Consider the following 19,346-nt stretch of genomic DNA (forward strand, 5'->3'; position numbering starts at 1 on the left):
ACCCCACTTGCCCCGGTCATAAATCCCCAAATCATCCGGATCGTTCACATCGTCCTCCTCCGCCGTGAAGATAATCGGCTGCGAGGGCGTCCCATTGGCGTAGATCTTCCCTCCCTGGCAGATGAACAGCGCCGAAGCGTCATTGGTCCCGCCCGGACGCCCCTTGATCACCGTGCCCGCCTCAATGGTCAGGGTGGCATTGCTAAGCACGTAAATGGGGCCATTCAAAAAGTACGTATTGGTTCGCAGCCAGGTCACGTTGTTGGTGATGGGCTGCGTCACCTGCACATCCACTGCGCCCAGGGAGGCCGGGAGCAAGCTCGCTGCCAGCACCATTGCCAGGTTGAGGAGTTTGGTCTTCATAGAATTCGTTGCTTTGCTGTCTTCAATCATTGACAGGGGCAGTTTGCTTCGGACGGTTGACGCCCAAATCTCAAGCGCGTGACGTTTGCGTGAAATGGAGCCGTCCGAAAAGTGCCGCGCCCGCCGCCGGCCACCGCTTAGAAATCGTAGGAAAATGACAAACCCAGCGTCACCCCGCGCTTGTATTTGCCATAATATAGGGCCTCCGCCCCGGTCTTGTCACCGTAGGTGCGTTCGTAGGGGGGATCGAGCAGATTGCGCGCGGTGAAGCGCACCGTGGCTTTGCGCCCCAGTTTCTGGCTCAGCACGAAATCGAGCGTCAACGGCGGATGCTCGTACACATCCTCCGCCACCGGGCTGGCCACAATGATGCGCGAGCCGGCGGCGCTCAAGATCAAGCTCGCGCTGGTGCCCAGCCGCGGGTTGTCGTAGCTCAAATCCGCGTTGAGGATGTACGGCGATTGATCATACAAGGCCCGGGTGCGTTTGGCGTTGCTCAGGTATTGCTGCTTGTTTTTGAACTCGTACTCAAACAGCTCGGTTTCGGACTGGATGTAGGAGAAATTGCCGCCCAGGCTGAAATACCGCAGATCATGAGCCAGAAAATCCAGCGTCTTGCGCGCCTCCAGTTCAATGCCCATGACGGTGGCCGTGGGCCGGTTGATGAAGGTGACGCCATCCGCCAGGTTGTCGGTGGCAATGCGCTCGATGGCATTTTCCAGTGACTTGTAGTAGAAGCTGACGCTGTAAATTTCCCCCGGGCGCGGGAACCATTCCCAGCGGAGGTCATAGTTTTGCGCCAGGCTCATCTGCAGACTGGGGTTGCCGTCCAGCAGCACGTCCAGCAGCGGATCATAACTCCGATAACCGGCCAGCTCGCGGAAGGAGGGCCGCGCAATGGTCTGGCTGTAATGCAGGCGCAGGCTCATGTTGGTGCGCAACGCATAAATCAACCCCACCGCCGGCAGCAGATCCGTTTGCGCAAGGTTGCTCTTGTTGTCCCGCCGTCCAGCAATGGCAATGTCGCTGTAGGAATCCACCTCCATCTCCGTCGTCTCCATCCGTGCCCCGCCCACCAGCCGCAGCCGGCTGCTCACCGGCACATCCAGCATGGCGTAATAGGCGTAAATCCGGCTGGCCGCCTCGTACTTGCTGTCATAAGACGCAATGTAGCGCATCCAGTCGTAGCGAATCCGGCCGGTGGCCAGGTTGGTGGAAGGCGGCCGGATATACCCCAGGTTGTTTGCGCGCAGGTAATGGTTGGGGTTGCCATCAAAACCCAGCGTGTCGGGATAATAAATCTGCCGCTCCGTGAAGGTGCGGTCCGAGGCGCTCGCAAACCAGCCCGCCTTGAGAAACCCCTCGCGCCCGTTGGCCTGCCGGAAGGGCAGCGTGAAATCCAGCTTCAAATTGTTGTTCTGCTCGTCCAGGTTGCGCCAATAGCGGGTCGGCTCCTTGGGATCGGGAATGCTGGCCAGCCCCACCGCAAAACTGCCGCCATCCGAGCGGTAATTGAAAAACCGCACATCCGGCTCATATTGCCGCGTGAGCGAAATGCCCGCCAGCCAGTCCAGCTTCAAGTCCGCCAGGGCGGGAAATTTGTCCGTCCCCTTGAGCTGGAAGGTTTGCAGGTTGCGCTCGGTGAATTGCAGCCGGTTTTGATGAATTTCCGCCCCCGGATCGCTGGCCTGGGTGCCCTCCTGATACCGCACGTAATCAATGCCGTTTTGATTGTACAAAAAATTAAAGGCCAGCTCGTGGTCCGGATGCCACTGGCTGGCCAGGCTCACCATGCCGCCCCAGTTGACTACGGACTGTGACAGCACCTCGTCACTGTCCTTGTACACCTGAAAGGTGCCGCCGCCCCCGGGCGCGTACCGCCGCGATATGCCGTCCTTGTAGAAGCTGTAATCATGCCGGTAATTCCAGTTGCCGAAAAAACCCAGCGGCCGCCCCAGAAAATGCGTGGTGTCGCCAAACGATACCGCCATGTTGTGATTCCACGGCGGCGCCTCGCCCCGGTCGGGCGCAAACTGCGCCGTGCCCAGCAGCTTGGTGTACTGGTCCAACCGGTTGGCCTGCGCAATGCGGTCCCGATAGGCCGGATTCGAAGCGTTGTTGGGCCCTGTGTTGGCCACCACCACCGGAATCTTCACGTTCAAGTCATCCAGGGGGGAGGGCAGCTTGCGGCTGCCATCGTCCATGCCCAGCCAGTCCAAACTGCCCCCCTTGTAGGAGAGGTATTCCTTGTTGCCCGTGGTCTGCGTGTTGTAGGAGCCGCCCAGCGAGAAGTTGGCAAAGGGACGGTCGGGAAACGACTTGCTGATGATGTTGATGCCGCCACCGGTGAACGCCCCCTGCTGGTCCGGCGTGAAGGTCTTGGCCACCACCACCCGGTCAATCACCTGCGCCGGAAACAAGTCCAATGAAGCCGAGCGCCGGTACGGGTCCGCCGAGGGAATCTCGCCGCCGTTGAAGGTGGTGGTCACATAGCGATCGCTCAAGCCGCGAATCACCGCAAACTTGCCTTCCACAATCGTGGCCCCCGACACCTTTGTCACGATGGCCCCCGCATCCGAAGAACCCGTTTTGGAAATTTGCTCCGTCCCCACCGCCTCCGTGGCCGCGGCTTCCTTGGCGCGCTCCATCAACAGTTGTTTGATGGTCGCCCGGGGCGGCGGCGCAAACGTGGGCTTGGGCGGCGGGGGCGGGGGCGGCGCCACCACCACGCGCGGCGGCGGATTGGAGGGCGCCGCGGCCGCTGTCGGTCGGCCGGCCCCCGTCGAGGGGCCTTCCCCCTGGGTGCGGGTGTCGGCGAAAAACGTGCCGCCCCCCACCGCTTCCGGCGCATCGGCGGCCACGGCCCGGCGCGTGCCCCCGCTGCTGGGCGGGGGCGGCAGGCCTTCGTTGATCTTGGGCAGGGGCGCCTGCCGTTGCGGCGCCTTGGGCTGCACCGCCTTGATTTCCTTGACCGGTTTCTCCTGCTTCTCCCCCTGCGCCAGCTTGAGGATGGTTTCCTTCAACGCCTCCAGCCGGCCGGTGGTGTGCATCCAGTAACCCACGCCGGCGATGATGAGGGCATGCAGCACCGCCGAGATAATGAGGCTGGTCCGGTCGCGGCGGGGTTTGCGTTCGTGAGACATGCGCTAGTTGGGCGGGGCGGTTGCCCCGCGCGCGGCGTCGGCGTCTGCTGAACCGCGGCCGCGGAGCTTGCCAGGAAAGCCATTCATGCAGGGGTTATTGCTGGCCGTAGGTTTCGGTGGCCAGGCCCACCTTTTCAATTTTGGCCGACACCAGAACGTCCAGCACATCAATGATCTTCTGGTAGTTGATGCGGCTGTCGCCGCGCACCACCACATTCAGATCGGGATCCACCTTGCGAAAATCCACCAGCGTCTTGAGCAACTGGTCCAGATTCATCGGCACGGTGTTCAGGAAGATGTTGCCGGAGCGGTCCACCGTAATGTAGTTGGCCTTGGAGGGCGCCTCCTTGGGGCGGCCCGCCGCGGTGGGCAGCGAGATGTTGATGTCATTAACCGGCGGCGCGGTGGTGATGATGAAGATGACCAGCAACACAAACGCCAGGTCCAGCAGCGGCGTGATGTTCAGCTCGCTTAACGTGTGGTGCTTGTTTTGCGAATACTTTTTCATGGCTCTTCCACAGCTTGGGGCGCGGCCACCGCCGCCGGTTACACCGAATGCGTCGTCAACGTCTCCCGGGCGTTCTCGCCCTCGCCCTCCCGCAACTTGAGTTTGCTCAGGGCATCGGCGATTTCCTCCGACACCGGCCGGGTGTCCACATACGAGTGCTCGATCGCCGTGGCGTATTCGGTCACATAATTATCCAGCTCCTGGGTGATGGCGCGGATGGTGGTGACCATGTAGTTGTAGGCAAACATGGCCGGAATGGCCACAAACAGGCCCACCACCGTGGCAATCAGCGCGCCCGCCACGCCGGGGGCCATCGCAATCAGGCTGGCCGCCTGCACCTTGGCAATGCCGGAAAACGTCTCCATCACCCCCCACACCGTGCCCAGCAGCCCGATGAACGGCCCGCCCGCCACCGCCGTGCTCAATATGATCATGCCCTTCTCCAGCGACAACGCCTGCGCGCTCACCGCCCGCTCCAGCGCCACCTTCACCGACTCGAAACTGGCCTGGCTGATCTTGGTGCGGCCCTTCACATTCACCGGGTTGTTCTTCAGGTGGTAGTCCAGTTCCTCCGCCCCCGTGAAATACACCTCGAATGCCGGCGAGCCGGTGTAGTCCTCCTGCTTCCGGTACAGGTCCAGCGGATCGCGCGTCGCCCGGTAGGCGCTGAAAAAGCGCTTGGTCCATTTGCGCGCCAGATAAAGCTGCCGGGCCTTGCGTATGATCACCGTCCAGCTAAACAGCGAGACAATGACCAGCATTGTAATCGTCACCTTCCCTTCCGTGGTCGCCTTCTCGAAGGCAAACTGCAGCGCGTTGGCCAGCAGCGGGGTGGTCATCAAATCAACCATAAATGGTCCGTAGTTCGTTGCGTGTTCGTGTCGTCCATGGCGGGCCGTGCAGGCATCGCTGCCCCGGGCCGCACGGTGTTATTCTTGAACCAGCCTGTGACAGCGCAACGGCAGCCAAGTTACAATTTCGCAAGTTTCCTCGCCCCTTTCCGCCTCACCCCCCAGCGCACCTTCCGGCCCGCCCCCGCCCGACTTTTGCCATGAACCAATGGTTTTGTGACAACCGGATGACCCCCCCGTGGCCATGCCGTTACGGAACCGCAAAATCTTGGTGAACCGCCGTTTATTTTTTGACACCCCCAGCCCCGCGTGGCAGTAGGGACTTGATGCAAAAATTGTTATTTTTGTTGAGCGCCGCCGCCGTCACCCTGACCGGCTGTGCCGTGTTTAAGGATAAATCCCGGGCGTGGAATGACCCCTTTGAACAGGTCAAGGTCGCCCAAATGGTGGGCAACAACGTCTCTCGCGCCCCCTTGCAGCGCACCATCCTGTGCCTCAACGCCCGCCGCGAAACCCGCATCATCACCGGCGAAACCAACGTCGTGGTCACTTACTACACCAACCAGGTCGTCACCTATCAGACCAATTACTCCATTAACAGCGTCACCAACCTGCAGGCCAACCTGTCCACCAACCAACTGGCCCCCGTGGCCCCGCCGCTGCCCGTGGACACCAACGACCCCACCGCGGTGGTCGTGCAGGCGCCGCCCCCGCAGGGCCTGAGCACCAACACCTCCCTCACCCGCACCGCCGATCAATACCTCACCATCAACACCGGCAAGGACCAAAGCGTCACCACCCTCAACCTCCAGTCCAGCCTCACGCAAAACCACCAGCTCACCGCCACCTTCGGCAACCAGGCCGTCACCGTGGCCACCAACCAGACCATCCGCACTGAAACCATCATCACCATCACCGCCCTCACCAACTATCTCGTCACCGCCAAAACCAACGTCATCGTCTCCCCCGTAACCCGCGTCATTCACGATCATTATCTCTTCACCGAGCTGACGCCGCCGCCCGATTTCACCCTCGCTCCGGGCGAAAATCTCATCCTGGTGCTCGACGGCCAGCGCCACGGCTTCGCCCCCACCAACAGCCCCGCCTTCCAGGGCCGCCGCGAATTTGTCTCCACCCTGTACAAGGTCAGCCCGGAGGTCCTCGTCCAACTGGCCAACGCCCGCGAAGCCAAATTGCGCCTGCGCGGCGTCAATTACGCCATCGAGCGCTCCATCAGCCGGAGCTGCCAGCAGAAATTCCGGGAATTCCTCGTCCGCTATTACCCCGGATCGGCCACGCTGGAGGACCTCAAATCCCTGGCCAAGGAAACCCCCTCCGCCCCCTCCCAACCCTGAGCTGTTTTTTGCTTATGCACGCCCAACCCAAAAACCACACTCTGATGCAACAAGTCATCCTGCTCACCCTGACCGCCGCCGCCTGCTGCTGGCTGACCGGCTGCAAGCAGGAAACCGCCCCCTCGGACAACAGCGCCCTCGAGGCCGCCCGCAAGGACGCCGCCGCCGTCTCCAACCAGTTGACCGAGGTCAGCATGAAGCTCAATCACTTTGAGCAGATGGTCAAAGTGCTCGAGCTGGAGGTCACCAATCTCACGCACACCGTGCATCAGCATTCCAACAAGGTGGTGGAATTGCGCGCCCACCTTGCCGAGCAGCAGCGCCAGCTCATCGCCGCCCAGACCGAGGTCCCCAAACGTGATCTGCGCATCCTGGAACTCGAAAACAAACTCCAGGAACAGGCCGCCCAGATGCTCCGCCTCCAGGCCCAGGCCGGCGAAGGCTCCAGCCGCGTGCCCCCCCTGGAAAAACAGGTGGCCGCCCTCACCGAGCAAAAGCAACACCTCGAAGCCGACCTCGCCCGCCTGAAACAGGAGCGCGAAGAGCTCCTGCGGCTGTGGGACGATCCCAAGGCACTGGAAGCCCGCCTCAACCTCGTGGACCCCAAACGCCTCAAGAAAATGACTTCGCGGCTGGATAAATCCTCACGCCTGAGCCTCACCCCGCAAGGCGGCGTGCAATGGGCCCCGGCTTCGGCCACCCCGCCGGCCAAACCCCGCGAGGCCAGGCCCCAGGCACCGGCCCGCCCGCCCAAGCAGAAGTCTTGAACGTCTTGCGTTGAAAAAACCGTGGCGCCAGAGGCGCCCCGGTCACCGGGCTTCGGTTTCCCGCCGAAGCCCTTTTCGTTTTCCCCCGCCGTTTATTCCCGGCCGGTCTTGCTCGCGATGGCCTTTTCCTTGCCGAGCAACTGAATGAGATCCACCAAAATGCGCCGGGCCTCATTCAAATGCGGATCCACCGCCGGCACCGGCTCGTCCTTCTCGGCCTCGGCGTCATCCTCGCCCGCCTCCACCGTGGCGCTGGCCGGCGGTTTGTTGGACGCCGTGGCCAGCAGGTTGGTCAGCGCCACCGGCGGCGGCAGCCCCGGCTGCTCCGCCAGTTTCAGGGTCAGCTCATACACTTTGTAATCCGGCGCCGGCCGCGCCCGCAGCTCCTTCTTCCGCGCCGCCGTGCGCGCCTCCTGGTCCGCCCGCTCCTTGCGCCGCTCCGCTTCGTTGAGCGACACCGTCTTGTCCTGCTTGAGCTTGAGATACCGCTCGGCCTCCTGCCGGATCCATTGAAAGTCCGGGTCCCGCGCCGTGCGCTCCTCGCTCCGCCGCCGCAGCTCGGCCAGATGCGGCGTCACCACGTTCAACGGCTCAAACTTGGCCGGCGGAATCGTGTCCCACGACATCGCGCCCGGGATGGAGGCCTCGCCCACCTCGGCATGATTGTTGACCGACGGCAGGATGATGTCGGGTATGATGCCCTTGAGCTGCGTGGACGAGCCGCTGGCCCGATAAAACTTGCGGATGGTGAACTTGAGCGCCCCCAGCGAATTGGTGGTGCGCGCAAACCGGTTCAGCTCCTGCACCGTCTGCACCGTCCCCTTGCCGTGGGTGGAGGAATCCCCCACCACCACCGCCCGCCCGTAATCCTGCAGGGCGCCGGCAAAAATCTCCGAGGCCGACGCGCTGAAACGGCTGGTCAACACCACCAGCGGGCCGTCGTAGGCCACAGCCGGATCCGTGTCCTTGTCCACCGTGATGGTGCCATCGGGGTCCTTCACCTGCACCACCGGGCCTTCCTTGATGAACAAGCCCGTCAGATTGATGGCCTCCTCCAGGGAGCCGCCGCCGTTGCGGCGCAAATCCATGATCACCCCCGCCACCTTTTCCTGCGTCAATTTCTTCAACAACTTCGCCACATCCGAAGTCGTGCTCTTGTGCCCGGCGGAGCGATCCGTCATGTCCGCATAAAAGGACGGCAGATCAATCACCCCCACCCGCACCGACGGCTGCCCGTTGGCCGCCGGCAGCTCAAAAATCTTCGCCTTGGCCTCGGCGTCCTCCAGCTTGATCTCCTTGCGCACCAGCACCACCTCTTTTTGCGCCGAGCTGTCCGTGGCGTTGGCCGGCAGAATCATCAGCCGCACCACCGTATCCTTCGGCCCCCGAATCATCTCCACCACCTTGTTCAGCTTCATGTCCACCACATCCACAAAATCATTGGTGCCCTGCGCCACCATCACAATCCGGTCCTTCGGCTTGATCTGGCCCGAGCGCTCCGCCGGCCCCCCGGGGCTGAGCGACTGGATGGTGCAATACCCGTCCTCCATGCTCAGCACCGCCCCAATGCCAAACAACGCCAGCTTCATGTTGATGTTGAAGTTCTCCAGCGTCGCCTTGCTCATGTATTCCGAATGCGGATCATACACGTGCGCCAGCGCCGACAGATAAATCTGCAACACCTCCTGCGTGTCCAGCTCGCTCAACGTCCGCACCTGCCGCGCATACCGCCGCAAAATGGTCTTCTGGATTTCCTCCGGCGATTTCTTCGCCAGTTTCTCGTTCAAATACTCCCACCGCAGCCGCGTCCGCCACAACGCCTGCGCTTCCTTCAAGTCCTGCGGACGCTCCGCCTCCCGCCGGTTCGGGTTGAACCGCTCGTCCGTGTCAAAGACAAACTTCTCCGTGGCCAGCAGGTTGGTCACATACAACGCCTGCTGCACCACCCGGTCCAGAAACCGCGCATAGATGATCTCCGCCGGCATCGAGTCCCCCAACACCTTCGTCAAATGATGCAGCGTCCGGCGATACTTGGAAAACTCCTCCACGTCCGATTGCAAAAACAACATCCGCTGCGGATCCAGCGCGTCCAGGTACCGGTCCAAAAACCTGCCGGCCAGCTCCTGGTCAAACGGTTTCTGGGCGTAGTGCATCCGCTCCAACAACGTGGCGGTCAGCCGGCAAATCAACCGGTCATCCGGCCCCGGCAGCCGCGGCACGTGATTCGTCTCGGCCTGCCCCAGAACCGACAGATCATCCGCGGCCCGCAGCGGACACACCACCCACATCAGGCACAACGCCAGTAACAAACGTTTCATGCTTCTATTCTCGGCGGCCTGTCCCCACAACAGGACAGACGGCGCGCTCTAATCTACACGCTTTTTAACACGGTTGCCAAAGGTTTGTCTTGCCCAAAATACCCACCCTCCCCTGCCGGGGAAAGCGCCCGCCACCCGGGCCACATGGGTCGCCGCCTGATGCGCAATCTGCGTCGCCGGCGTGAAATCCAGCCCGCTGCGACCCAGCCGATCGAGCTTCTGCCGGTTCAGCAACTGCAGGAACAAAGGATTGCCCTGCCGCACCAGCCAGGCATCCCCCACCGCCCCGCAACCTCGACGGATGCCCGTCGTGAGCGGACCCGGCACACACGCTGGAATATCCACCTGGTTTTGTCCCCGCGCGCTGCTCCCCCACACTGCTCCTGTCAGGCCGGCCATGACCGCACAATCGCAAGGCTTGAAATCAAAACCATGACTTATGTACGGGTTAAGATGGGTAAAATCCGCACAACTGCTCTCCCCATCAAACCCCTTCCCCCCACAACCCTTGCACCGCCCCAAGGCGGCCTCTGCGACGAAGCCAATCGCGCAAGAGTTTCTCGCCGCACCCTTGCCGGGCGTTTACCAATCCCCCCTTGGCGCGGGCCCTGCGGGAGCGTTGGGGGGCTGGAAACAGGCGTGACTCGCCGGCCGGCGGGCCGGGGATTTTTATTTTCCCTCCCCGCGCGGGCGTGGTACATCAAAGGGCATGGAAATGATTTTGAAATTGCTGCGCGACAACGCCACGCTGCAGCCGGCGCAACTGGCGGCGATGCTGAACCTGAGCGAGGAGGAGGTGCGGGCCAGAATCAAGGCCGCCGAGGAGCAGCAGCTCATTCTGGGCACGCACGCCGTGTTGAACGAGGAAAAGCTGGGCGTGGAAATGGTGCGCGCCGTGATTGAAGTCAAAATCACCCCGGAACGCGGCGGCGGTTTTGACCGCCTGGCCGAGCGCATCGCCAAATATGACGAGGTGCGCTCGTGCTACCTGATGTCGGGCGGCTATGATCTGCTGGTGGTGGTGGAGGGGGATAATTTGCGCGAAGTGGCGGCGTTTGTGTCGGAGAAACTCGCCACCATCCAGGGCGTGCTCAGCACCGCCACGCATTTCATGCTCAAGCCCTACAAGGTGGAAGGCATCCTCATGCACCGCGAGGAAAACAACGGCCGCCTGCCCGTGACGCCTTGAGCGCCGGGGCCGCCCCGCACCCGCCGCAGGCCCGCTAAGCACCAGCCGGATTGCCGGAGGCCGCCAGCGGGTGGCGCGGGGCCTCCTCCCCCTGTTTCTTCTGGACTGCAAGCCCCTGTCCCCTGCCGGCGTGCCGGAGGGAAACCACGCGTCAGTCGGTCACCCCTCCTTGCGGCTTAATTTATTAGCATGTTTTATATTAGATATTATTATATACTTATGTAGTGGATATTATAACCTTTTTCCACAACTAAAAATAATGATTGTCATGCCGATACTTTCTGTTAAGTATCGTTGAAATGCCCGTGATTACGGCGGTTTTCCGCAGGGCGCCGGTGTGGTCCCGGCGCGGCGGACAAGCCTTCCACGGGCCTGTCAACCCAGAGTTAAGTCTGCTTAATGATGCCGTCTGAACAGCGTAGGCAGGGGCAACTTGCGTCATGCCGGCGGGCCGCCGGGCGGGGCGGTTGCGGCTGCGGCTGTGCGGGACGGCGCCCACGTCCAACCCCCAACTCAACCCCATGAACCCCCAAACCACACTTCTCTCCACTGCGCTGTTGGCCCTGACGGTGGCGGGGCTGCAGGCCGCGCCCGCGGCGCCGGCCGCGGAACCGAACTGGCTGGACCAGCTCAAAAAGCCGGCCCCCTGGATCACCTGGGGCGGCGACTTGCGCTTCCGCAATGAATACTTTGACAACGGCCTGACGTTGAATCCTTACGCGCGCCTCCATGAGCAGGATTACTTCCGGTTTCGCGGGCGGTTGTGGACGGCGATCACGCCGGTGAAGGATTTGTCCTTGAACGTGCGCCTGACCTCCGAGCCGCGCTACTGGGTCAAGGATGCCGGCTACGGCGCCATTCGCGGGCGGCACGGCGTGGACTGGCAGGAGGGCATCATTGATAATCTCTACCTCAAATGGGCCAATATGTTCGACCAGCCGCTGACCCTGGCCGTGGGCCGGCAGGATTTGCGGTTCGGCAACGGCTGGCTGGTCATGGACGGCACGCCCAATGACGGCTCCCGCACCTTCTTTCTCGATGCCGCGCGGCTCACCTGGGATTTGAAGGAGCACCAGACCACCGTGGACCTGGCGTACATCGAAATGTCGGCCTGGACGGATGAATGGCTGCCCACGCTCAACAACCATCACAAGGCCTTGACGGATCAGGATGAGCGCGGCGCCATCCTCTACATCGCCAACAAGAGCGTCAAGGAGCTTAACGTGGACGTGTATTTCATGTACAAAAAAGACCACGACATTGCGACCGCCTTTGGCAACCGCGGGGATTTGTACACCCCGGGCGTGCGGCTGTCCGGCACACTGGGCGAGCACTGGGCCTACAGCGCCGAAGGCGCCCTCCAATGGGGCAAGCGCCAGGAGCCGCGGCTGGGGCCAGATGAAAACAACGTCATGGCCTACGGCTTCAACAGCCGGCTGATGTATCTCTTCAAAGACCGCCTGAGCAACGTGCTGAGCGTGGACTATGAATACCTGTCCGGCGACAATCCGGGCACGGCGCGCATTGAGTCGTTCGACGTGCTCTGGTCGCGCTGGCCCCGCTGGAGCGAGCTGTACATCTACGACTACGCGGCGGAATGGCGCATCGCCCAGTTGGGCAACCTGCACCGCTTCGGCCCGGGCTGGACGCTCAAACCGATGAAGGGCATGGACTTCATCCTCAACTACAACCTGCTGTACGCGGACCGGCCCGCCCCGGCCCTCTCGGCCGCGCCGGTCTTCACCCGCAACGGCCACTTCCGCGGGCATTACTTGCAGGCCATCGTGAAGTACCAGTTCAACAAGTACCTCTCCGCCCACCTCTGGGGAGAGGTCATCTTCCCCGGCAATTTCTACACCTATCAGCAGCCGCACACCTGGTTGCGCGGCGAGTTGATGCTGACTTTCTAGGCGCTGCGGCGCCCCGCGGGCGGGCCGGGTTGCGCGGCCATCGCCCGTTTGCCACGGAAACGGAAGGCCCTGCGCCTTCCGTTTCTTTTTCCTTTGGACTTGGCGCGGGCGCGGACTTCCTGCCAAATTAAGCGGTGATGAAAAAAATGCACACGCTCAACTTCCTGGCGGGCACCCTGGCCCTTTCCCTGGTGTCCTTACTCGCGGTTTCCTGCGCATCCTCGTCCGGCGGCGGCGGGCGGGCCGGCGCGACTTCCAGCCCGGGCGGGCAAACGGCCGTGGCGTTGTTCAACGGACGCAACTTCCAGGGCTGGAAAGCCGTCTCCGCCGATCCCAAAGTGCCCATGGATAAAGTGTGGCGCGTGCAGGACGGCATCATCATTTGCGCCGGCGAGCCCATGGGCTACCTGCACACCCTGCGGTCCTTCACCAACTACCGGCTGGAACTGGAATACCGGTGGGCGCCGGGCAAAACGCCCGGCAACAGCGGCATTTTCGGCCGCATCACCGGCGAGCCGCGGGCCTTGCCGCGCTGCATTGAAACGCAGCTCCGCCACGGCAACGCCGGCGATTTGTATGGCTTCCACGGCCTGAAAATCAACGGCCCGGCGGAACGATTCCGCTTCGTGCCCAACCATCAGTTGGGGGGCGACCTGCGCGGCGTCACCCGCCTGGCCGGCAACGAAAAACCCGCCGGCGAGTGGAATCATCTGGTGGTGCAGGCCGAGGGGCCGCGCATCCGCGTCTGGATGAACGGCCAACTGGTGAACGAGGCCACCGACGCCGAAGTCGTGGCCGGGCCGGTGGGCCTGCAGTCCGAAGGAGGCGAAATCCATTTTCGGAACATCCATCTGATGCCGCTGCCTTGAGCCACCACGCGCCGCCGGCCGGCGGGCGGCACCCCGCCGCCGCCGGGCAGCGCCGGGCGGACTCCACCCCTGGCGCGCGGCCGCAAAATCTTTGCGCCAGAGCCGGCAGATGCTCTACACTGGAGGGGACTTATGCATCGCAAGGCAACAGTGGAGACCAAATTTCTGCGCGTGGCCACCCCCGAGCGGCCGTTGGAGCTGTTCAACGGCGAGCGGCTCACGGATGTCACCCTCGCCTACGAAACCTACGGCAAGCTCAACGCCGACCGCAGCAACGCCGTGCTGGTGTTTCACGCCTTGAGCGGCAGCGCCCACGCCGCGGGCTTCAATCCCCAGGTGCCGGGGGTGGACAACCGCTGGACGGATGAGTGCAAAATCGGATGGTGGGACGGCTTCATCGGGCCGGGAAAGTCCGTGGACACCGATCATTTCTTTGTCATTTGCGCCAATTACCTGGGCGGATGCTACGGCTCCACCGGCCCTTGCTCCATCAATCCCGCCACGGGCCGGCGCTGGGGGCGCAGTTTCCCGCATGTCACGCTCTCGGACATCGTGGACTCCCAGATGCGCCTGCTGGATCACTTGGGCATCGAGCAGTTGCATGCCGTCATGGGGGCCTCCCTGGGCGGCATGTTGTCACTGAGCCTGGCCACGCGCTATCCCGACCGGGTGCGCACCGTCATCCCGTGCGCCAGCGGCCTCCTGGTGCCGATCCTCACCCGCATCCACAATTTCGAGCAGATTTACGCCATCGAATCAGACCCGGATTTCAAAGGGGGCGACTACGACCCCTTGCAACAACCACGCCGCGGCATGGCCCTGGCGCGCATGATTGGACACAAAACGTTTGTCTCCCTCGACGCCATGGCCGAGCGGGCCCGCAAGGAAATTGTGCGGCGCTCGGCCGACCTGTCCTGGTATGACCTGACCAGCCCCATCGAATCCTACATGCTCCATCAGGGCGCCAAGTTTGTGCAGCGGTTTGACGCCAACACCTATCTGCGCATTCTCGACGCCTGGAACCGCTTTGACATCGTGCGCGAAGGCGTGGCCGAGGATTTGGTCTCCCTCTTCGAGCGCTGCCGCCAGCAAAAATTCCTGGTGTTCACCATCGACACCGATGTCTGCTACTGGCCGGAGGAGCAGGAGCACATGGTCAAAACACTCAAACGGGCCGGCATTGAACCAACCTGGATCACCGTCCACTCCGACAAGGGCCATGACTCATTCCTCCTGGAACCCCATTTGTACCGGCCCTTCCTCCGCGCCGCTTTGATGGACTAAAGAGCAGCCACCCTCCCGCCTGCCTGTTGCTCAAGTCCGCCCCTCAGACGTGCGTGCGCACCTCGCCCGTCACTTCTTCCACTTCGGTGATCATGCTTCATCCATTATACTCGTATTTTCACCATCTTTGCAACCGCTCCAACCCGTTCAAATTGTTAACCCCGCGGCCATAACCCTTGGTCTCGGGGAGCGCACGCGTCCCGCGTGCCGGCTCCGGCCCCCGCTGAAGCCTCCCTCCCTGCCACCAGCGTGCTACTCATCTCCCTCCGCCCTACCCCAGTTCACCACCGTTATCCTGCACCGCGAAACCAGCGCTCTAGCACACGCGTGGGTGGCCGACCTTCCTCCCGCACGGCCTGAGCGCCGCTAGATTCCTTCACACCTTTTGGCGGGACACCGCGACCGGGATGCCAGCCTTCACTCAACCCGCGAAAGCCCCCACGCTTTCAGGGTCTCGTCAACAACCGAAAGCTTTTCAGCGGTAGTCGATGCCTTGCTTTTCAGACCATCGAACGCCGCGTGAATCGTGGAGTTCGTTCCGATGTAATGAACTTCAAGAGTGCCCGGCCCGTAGTCGTAATGAACCGTGATTCTCTCCCAGTCCTGTCCACCATTCTCCGTCCTGTAGGTGCTGCCGCTGTAGTAGTAATCCTCTTCCCACTGCGGCTTTCCTTGGGAGTCACGCTGAATGCGTTTTGCCAAATAATCGTTCGACGCAACCTTCCAGTCCTCAGCGCCGAATTGGACGCGGTACAGATGCCACGTAGCCTTCACGGTTCGCAGTCCAACTCTTTCACGCTGAGGATTCTCTGACATCGTGTTCGGCGACGGTTGAGGGCTACTCGTTGAACTCCTGTTGCAGGCAACTGCCAAAAAGAACAGTGTCAGTGCCCAAGCCGAAAACACTTCGGTGAATTTCCAAGCTGGCATGGCGAACCTCAAGGAAGAACACATGTTGCATTGCACGCGTCGCCCGTAGTCACAAAGCTGTAGTTGTTCTGCATAGTACCGCCCGTGCTCGGGGTATATCGAGCGCGCCCTCGTGGGTGGTCGTAGAACAGCGAAGTGCCATCGATGCCGAGGATGATTCTCCTCATATATGCTGCCCAGCCGGGCAGCCGTGTGCCCGAGGTCCAGCCGGAGACATTGGAGATGTCGATTTGATACTTGTGCATCGTTCCACCGGTGGGATCGACTCGGCCCAAGTCGCGGACACTGGCGCGATAACTCCCCAGGAAATGCGTGGCAGGCGTGTAGGCCGCTATGCCTCCGGCAGCCGAACTGAAATCGTAGGCATAAACCCACCGGAAACCCCAAGGCGCGACTCCCCACGAACCAGCGGGCACTTGCACCCCTCGCCGCTTCGCAATCCAGCAGTTGAGCAACTTCACAAAGCCAGCATTGCCTGCAATGTCCGCGTTACGCGGATCAGAGATTCCAATATAAGTCCTCGGATCAGGTCCAGTCTCGTAATACCAGTCGTCCATCACTGTCTGCCAGTGAGGCGCAGTGACAACGAAGTTTCTCCAGAACTGGTAACCTGCCCATTTGAAGAGCCGCTCCATCCAGATCGGGATCATTCCGAGCGAATCAACATTCTGGATAGGGTCGTTGTAAACGAACCGGTAGACGTTCAATCCTCCTTCCTCCCCGAGTGAATCGCGGCTAAGCCAGCGGCCGGGGGTGGGGGAGTAGTAGCGATGGCCGTAGTAGAGGAGGCCGGTTTCCCAGTCGAGGGGTTGGGTGGAAAAGAGGTAGTTAAAGATCTGGGATAAGGGGCCGCTCAAGTCCGCCCCCCAGACGTGCGTGCGAACCTCGCCCGTCACCTCTTTCACTTCGGCGATCATGTTCCATTCATTACATACTTTCACTACCTTGGCAACTGCCCTACCCCGTTAACATTCTTAACCCCCGCGGCCATAACCCTTGGTCTCGGGGGGCGCGCACGTCTCGCGTGCCGGCTCTGGCCCCCCCGAAATCTCCCCCCTGCCGGCGACGTGCCCTTGAACCACCCCCACGCCAGACGTTTGTCCGCGTCCCACAGGGATTCTTACGGTCTCTCTGACAACTACTATGGATTCCCTTAGAAAAGCCACATAAACTCTCACCGCTCCATTTCAATGCGTTTGGGTGCAATTAGTTGATCATTATCGTTGCTAATGTAATAGATAGGATTGCCAGTCAAAAATGTTTTCAGTTGTTTTTCCGAAGCAAGTATAATACGTGGAGTATTGGTGATGATGTTGAATTCGAGGCTGATAAGTTCAAGCGATGGGGTTTTGTAAAAAGCAGTTGGAGAAATGTGATATTGTTTTTATTCACATCACGCTTAAGAAGCATAACGTGTGCGAGCTAGGCATCTGGTACTGTCTTCAACTGGCATCCTACCGCCACCAATTCCGCCAGTTTGGACGGGAAAACGACCAACATCCTCTACAACTCGGGAACATTCATAAAAACCATGAGTTAAACGGGCGACTTCGGCAAATCCAGTGGCAAAGCACGCACAGGTTGATGGGTCTTACCGTCAATATGCAAAGTTTTCAATTCTTGCCATCCGGTTATGCCGTCCGGGCGACTCACCACCCCAACCCGCGAGAGAAGCTCTTTTAATTTTCAGATTTTAAAGATGTTCATGCTAATATTTGTGGGTCAAGCTTGGTTGCGGATGAGGTAACTCCCAAGGCTACCACATTGGTAGGCCTCACGCCAAGGGCCCTCCAACTTGGCCACCACGCATCGGAAGACCTTATGCCTCTTGCACTCTTATCTTGATTATTAGTGCGATGGGTATGTCAACAATGGCTTCTTGCGTTATGCACGCGAAATTCTATTCAATCCATGGTGCCCGTGTTTTCTATGGCATTCCGAGCCGCATTCTCGCCATCGCCACCGCAAGCAATCACCGCACAAGCGGCGGCGATGCTGGCCACAAGAACCGTTCAATGCCGTTGTTTGCTTTTCATTTGTTTAGCTCTGGCGCACACTTCATGCGGATGGGTGCTGGGCCAACACCACTTCTCCTCAAGACAGAGTTTCTCCTGCGTCCATCAGGCGAAAGCTGCCACTTACCGTCATGGATACTTATGCTCAGGATATGAGCACTTGGGAGGTTCACCAATTAGTCCAATTTTGTAAGTTCCGCCGCGTGGACATGCCGGCATATTCTTCAGATAAAGCTCTAAATCAGACTGGGTGACTATTGCCCCATTAGTTTTATTATATGCAAGAGACCAAGATTGCTTGGCGCCATCAATTGCACTTAAATTCGCGTAGCAACTGGTTTGAGTCTCTACTTTACACGAGCTGAGGATTAAAAATGAACTGCATCCTATCAAGGTCAATTTCATTATGTCAGCGGGGTATCTCATAGTGAAACTATTTCTCGACGCACGCTTGAAATCCGCACCGCTGAGGTAAATCTGGTCGCAAGGGTGTTCCGTCACAGCTTGTGACTGCAAATTGATATGGATCTTGTGTCCACCATGGGTCATAGGGATATTCGCGACGAAAATGAATTGCAGGACCTCCCGAAAGTGTTCTCCCGTATCTTATGTCGCCCCACCAATCAAAGATTATTTCCTTTGGGGTTGAGGAGCTTCTTGTGTAGCCTAAACATACAATTACCTGATGGTCAAAAACCCAGAACAATACATTTTTTGATCTTAACTCCAAATAACATATCCAACATGGTGGAAATGGAGCCAGCCACCGCAATATGTCGGCGGAGGAATTCTTGCATGTTGCACCCGGTTTGCCGGGGTCGGCGGGACGAAGACCCAGCTCCAGAGCCTTTGCTCTAGCAGCCATGTATCTTTTATTCAGCTCATGCTGACCATTGTTACGTATCTCTTCATCGCAGCATTTACGCAAATTCTCTGGCAAAAATGGGCGTCTTTGCGGCGGCTCTGGTCGCTCGCTTAGCTGAGTAAAGAAGGGCATTCCGGGGTATCCCCCAGCAGCCTGTAAACCTAATCGGTCAATTCGGTTTGCTGAACTGTTATAAACGAAGCCATAGAGGTTATTCCCGCCCCATTCCGCTATAAGGTCTCGGGAGAGCCACCGGCCGGAGGTGGGGGAGTAGTAGCGGTAACCGTAGTAGTAGAGGCCGGTTTCCCAGTCGAGGTATTTGGTGGAGAAGAGAGGGTTGAAGGTCTGGGAGAGGGGGCCGCTGGCGCGGAGGAGTTCGCCAAAAGGGCCGTACTCGTATTGCGCCACCAACAACCCATCCGCCCCCCGCACATACCCCATCACGTTCCCATTCCCATCATAAACCGGAAAATACACCCCCGCATCCGGCCCATTATGAATCACCGTCGCCAGCAACACGCCCTCGTTGCAAGCGTCGTTCGGAGGAGATGAATCTTGTGGGATGGGATTTGCCTCCTCCCTGGCTTCATACATGCCTATGGTTCCCCACGCTTGCATTTGCTTTCGGCTGACCCGAAGCCAATATCCTCCAAAACCGCCCTTCCTTCAAGGCCATTTATGAGGAGAGGGAAATGCAAAGTGCAAAGTGCAAAATGCAAAGTGCAAAACCGGCGGGGACGAAGGCGAGGGTGCAAAACGGTGGGCATCAGTTCTATTGTTAATCCCTGCCGGATTGATTGGGCTTCGGTGTGGACGAAGCCTGTTTGATAACGTGAACGCTTGGGAAACCTCTCGCGGGGGGGCACTCAGAGCGAGCTGGTCTATTGGGGCTGGACGGTCGCCAATATTCCCGTGATGGGGTTGAAACCTGAGCAGCTCTGGGAATACGACCCTTACACCCTGTCTCTTATACACATCT

The 19,346-nt window shown here is 60.2% G+C and carries 16 protein-coding genes; 7 read left to right on the plus strand and 9 right to left on the minus strand.

Translation table 11 applies throughout. From position 1 onward, the window contains the following. The 4 genes from N3J91_00325 to N3J91_00340 form a co-directional block, all read right to left on the minus strand. Positions 1-363: T9SS C-terminal target domain-containing protein (locus N3J91_00325; GenBank protein MCX8154890.1), on the minus strand; the 363-nt coding region annotated here is incomplete at its 3' end. Between the two features lie 137 nt (positions 364-500). Beyond that, complete coding sequence (locus N3J91_00330) at positions 501-3,506, minus strand: TonB-dependent receptor (GenBank protein MCX8154891.1); 3,006 nt, start codon at positions 3,504-3,506, stop codon at positions 501-503. 94 nt (positions 3,507-3,600) lie between these two features. After that, positions 3,601-4,014, minus strand: coding sequence for a biopolymer transporter ExbD (locus tag N3J91_00335; GenBank protein ID MCX8154892.1), 414 nt, complete (start codon positions 4,012-4,014; stop codon positions 3,601-3,603). A 38-nt stretch (positions 4,015-4,052) separates the two neighbouring features. Next, positions 4,053-4,865, minus strand: a complete 813-nt coding sequence (locus tag N3J91_00340) for a MotA/TolQ/ExbB proton channel family protein (protein ID MCX8154893.1) — start codon at positions 4,863-4,865, stop codon at positions 4,053-4,055. Between the two features lie 326 nt (positions 4,866-5,191). On the opposite strand from N3J91_00340, the gene N3J91_00345 reads away from it, so the two are divergent. Together N3J91_00345 and N3J91_00350 are read left to right on the plus strand one after the other, a co-directional pair. Next, positions 5,192-6,220, plus strand: coding sequence for a hypothetical protein (locus N3J91_00345; protein MCX8154894.1), 1,029 nt, complete (start codon positions 5,192-5,194; stop codon positions 6,218-6,220). 14 nt (positions 6,221-6,234) lie between these two features. Then, complete coding sequence (locus N3J91_00350) at positions 6,235-6,987, plus strand: hypothetical protein (protein MCX8154895.1); 753 nt, start codon at positions 6,235-6,237, stop codon at positions 6,985-6,987. 92 nt (positions 6,988-7,079) lie between these two features. On the opposite strand, the gene N3J91_00355 is transcribed toward N3J91_00350, so the two are convergent. Together N3J91_00355 and N3J91_00360 are read right to left on the minus strand one after the other, a co-directional pair. Beyond that, the gene (locus N3J91_00355) at positions 7,080-9,305 is read right to left on the minus strand and encodes a carboxy terminal-processing peptidase (protein ID MCX8154896.1); all 2,226 of its coding nucleotides are present in this window, start codon (positions 9,303-9,305) and stop codon (positions 7,080-7,082) included. 48 nt (positions 9,306-9,353) lie between these two features. Further along, positions 9,354-9,704 (minus strand): hypothetical protein, encoded by a 351-nt coding sequence (locus N3J91_00360; protein MCX8154897.1) that lies wholly within the window; start codon positions 9,702-9,704, stop codon positions 9,354-9,356. Positions 9,705-10,014: 310 nt separating this feature from the next. Between N3J91_00360 and N3J91_00365 the strand changes: the two genes are divergently transcribed. The 4 genes from N3J91_00365 to N3J91_00380 all read left to right on the plus strand — a co-directional run bounded on the left by N3J91_00365 (position 10,015) and on the right by N3J91_00380 (position 14,557). After that, positions 10,015-10,494 carry an Lrp/AsnC family transcriptional regulator gene (locus tag N3J91_00365; GenBank protein MCX8154898.1) on the plus strand — a complete coding sequence of 160 codons (480 nt, stop codon included), beginning with the start codon at positions 10,015-10,017 and terminating at the stop codon, positions 10,492-10,494. Positions 10,495-10,934: 440 nt separating this feature from the next. Continuing rightward, the gene (locus N3J91_00370) at positions 10,935-12,404 is read left to right on the plus strand and encodes an alginate export family protein (protein MCX8154899.1); all 1,470 of its coding nucleotides are present in this window, start codon (positions 10,935-10,937) and stop codon (positions 12,402-12,404) included. Between the two features lie 137 nt (positions 12,405-12,541). After that, entirely contained in the window at positions 12,542-13,273 is a 732-nt protein-coding gene (locus N3J91_00375) for a DUF1080 domain-containing protein (protein MCX8154900.1), read from the plus strand. A 132-nt stretch (positions 13,274-13,405) separates the two neighbouring features. Further along, entirely contained in the window at positions 13,406-14,557 is a 1,152-nt protein-coding gene (locus N3J91_00380) for a homoserine O-acetyltransferase (protein MCX8154901.1), read from the plus strand. 417 nt (positions 14,558-14,974) lie between these two features. Here the strand turns inward: N3J91_00380 and N3J91_00385 are convergent, their stop codons facing one another. Together N3J91_00385 and N3J91_00390 are read right to left on the minus strand one after the other, a co-directional pair. Then, on the minus strand, positions 14,975-15,487 hold the full coding sequence (locus N3J91_00385; GenBank protein ID MCX8154902.1) for a hypothetical protein: 513 nt from the start codon (positions 15,485-15,487) through the stop codon (positions 14,975-14,977). Between the two features lie 8 nt (positions 15,488-15,495). Next, positions 15,496-16,404, minus strand: coding sequence for an RHS repeat-associated core domain-containing protein (locus N3J91_00390; protein ID MCX8154903.1), 909 nt, complete (start codon positions 16,402-16,404; stop codon positions 15,496-15,498). A gap of 969 nt (positions 16,405-17,373) precedes the next feature. Between N3J91_00390 and N3J91_00395 the strand changes: the two genes are divergently transcribed. Continuing rightward, positions 17,374-17,658, plus strand: coding sequence for a hypothetical protein (locus tag N3J91_00395; GenBank protein ID MCX8154904.1), 285 nt, complete (start codon positions 17,374-17,376; stop codon positions 17,656-17,658). Positions 17,659-17,935: 277 nt separating this feature from the next. Here N3J91_00395 and N3J91_00400 read toward each other — a convergent pair whose 3' ends face one another. Then, the gene (locus N3J91_00400; protein MCX8154905.1) at positions 17,936-18,985 is read right to left on the minus strand and encodes a hypothetical protein; all 1,050 of its coding nucleotides are present in this window, start codon (positions 18,983-18,985) and stop codon (positions 17,936-17,938) included. Positions 18,986-19,346 lie beyond the last annotated feature (361 nt).

This window comes from Verrucomicrobiia bacterium (assembly GCA_026414565.1).
Classification (GTDB): Bacteria; Verrucomicrobiota; Verrucomicrobiia; order Limisphaerales; family Fontisphaeraceae; genus Fontisphaera.

What these genes read in the sequence shown, in the direction of transcription:
- N3J91_00380 (MCX8154901.1), top strand. Translation starts at nt 13,406, where the DNA reads ATGCATCGCAAGGCAACAGTGGAGACCAAATTTCTGCGCGTGGCCACC.
- N3J91_00375 (MCX8154900.1), top strand. Translation starts at nt 12,542, where the DNA reads ATGAAAAAAATGCACACGCTCAACTTCCTGGCGGGCACCCTGGCCCTT.
- N3J91_00345 (MCX8154894.1), top strand. Translation starts at nt 5,192, where the DNA reads ATGCAAAAATTGTTATTTTTGTTGAGCGCCGCCGCCGTCACCCTGACC.
- N3J91_00340 (MCX8154893.1), bottom strand. Translation starts at nt 4,865, where the DNA reads ATGGTTGATTTGATGACCACCCCGCTGCTGGCCAACGCGCTGCAGTTT.
- N3J91_00385 (MCX8154902.1), bottom strand. Translation starts at nt 15,487, where the DNA reads ATGCCAGCTTGGAAATTCACCGAAGTGTTTTCGGCTTGGGCACTGACA.
- N3J91_00355 (MCX8154896.1), bottom strand. Translation starts at nt 9,305, where the DNA reads ATGAAACGTTTGTTACTGGCGTTGTGCCTGATGTGGGTGGTGTGTCCG.
- N3J91_00395 (MCX8154904.1), top strand. Translation starts at nt 17,374, where the DNA reads ATGCACGCGAAATTCTATTCAATCCATGGTGCCCGTGTTTTCTATGGC.
- N3J91_00335 (MCX8154892.1), bottom strand. Translation starts at nt 4,014, where the DNA reads ATGAAAAAGTATTCGCAAAACAAGCACCACACGTTAAGCGAGCTGAAC.
- N3J91_00390 (MCX8154903.1), bottom strand. Translation starts at nt 16,404, where the DNA reads ATGATCGCCGAAGTGAAAGAGGTGACGGGCGAGGTTCGCACGCACGTC.
- N3J91_00360 (MCX8154897.1), bottom strand. Translation starts at nt 9,704, where the DNA reads ATGGCCGGCCTGACAGGAGCAGTGTGGGGGAGCAGCGCGCGGGGACAA.
- N3J91_00350 (MCX8154895.1), top strand. Translation starts at nt 6,235, where the DNA reads ATGCACGCCCAACCCAAAAACCACACTCTGATGCAACAAGTCATCCTG.
- N3J91_00370 (MCX8154899.1), top strand. Translation starts at nt 10,935, where the DNA reads ATGCCGGCGGGCCGCCGGGCGGGGCGGTTGCGGCTGCGGCTGTGCGGG.
- N3J91_00365 (MCX8154898.1), top strand. Translation starts at nt 10,015, where the DNA reads ATGGAAATGATTTTGAAATTGCTGCGCGACAACGCCACGCTGCAGCCG.
- N3J91_00330 (MCX8154891.1), bottom strand. Translation starts at nt 3,506, where the DNA reads ATGTCTCACGAACGCAAACCCCGCCGCGACCGGACCAGCCTCATTATC.
- N3J91_00400 (MCX8154905.1), bottom strand. Translation starts at nt 18,985, where the DNA reads ATGCAAGCGTGGGGAACCATAGGCATGTATGAAGCCAGGGAGGAGGCA.